Annotated in this window: 1 protein-coding gene; it reads left to right on the top strand. The window is 50.6% G+C overall.

Annotation, left to right across the window (positions count from 1 at the left end):
- The coding region (locus RMT89_RS40870) for a hypothetical protein (RefSeq protein ID WP_315888819.1) at positions 1–534 on the top strand (534 nt) is incomplete at both ends.

Genomic DNA, 534 nt, shown 5'->3' with positions numbered 1-534 from the left:
AAGCGGTGCTAGACGCATGGGAAAAGTGGAACACTGGCGATATTCGCCACCTTGCCTATGCGCTCGCAACTGATTTTCATGAAACCGGCGCAACCATGCAGCCTATCAAGGAACGTGGAAGCGATAAATATTTGTCGAAATATGACACCGGCAAACTTGCCGCACGGCTCGGCAATACACCGGAAGCGGACGGCGACGGTATATTGTTCGCCGGTCGCGGGTTAGTCCAGATTACCGGGCGTGATAATTATCGTAAATTCGGGATTGAGAAAAACCCGGATAAAGCGTTGGAAATGGAAACCGCGCTGAACATCATGTTCCGGGGTATGATTAACGGCATGTTTACCGGTCGCAAACTGTCCGATTATTTCAACGCATCAAAGGATGATCCGATTGGTGCACGTGCAATCATCAACGGAACGGACAAGGCGCGGCTTATCGCCGGGTATCACAAGAATTTTCTTGATGCGCTGACAAAGGCCATTGAAACTTACGTTGACGATGGGCGAAAGGCGGACTTTATTGCGCCTGACG

The sequence above is a fragment of the Streptomyces sp. P17 genome (genome assembly GCF_032436805.1).
Classification (GTDB): domain Bacteria; phylum Actinomycetota; class Actinomycetes; order Streptomycetales; family Streptomycetaceae; genus Streptomyces.
The sequence above is the reverse complement of the archived record's forward strand: the minus strand, read 5'-3'. Positions and strand labels throughout refer to the sequence as shown.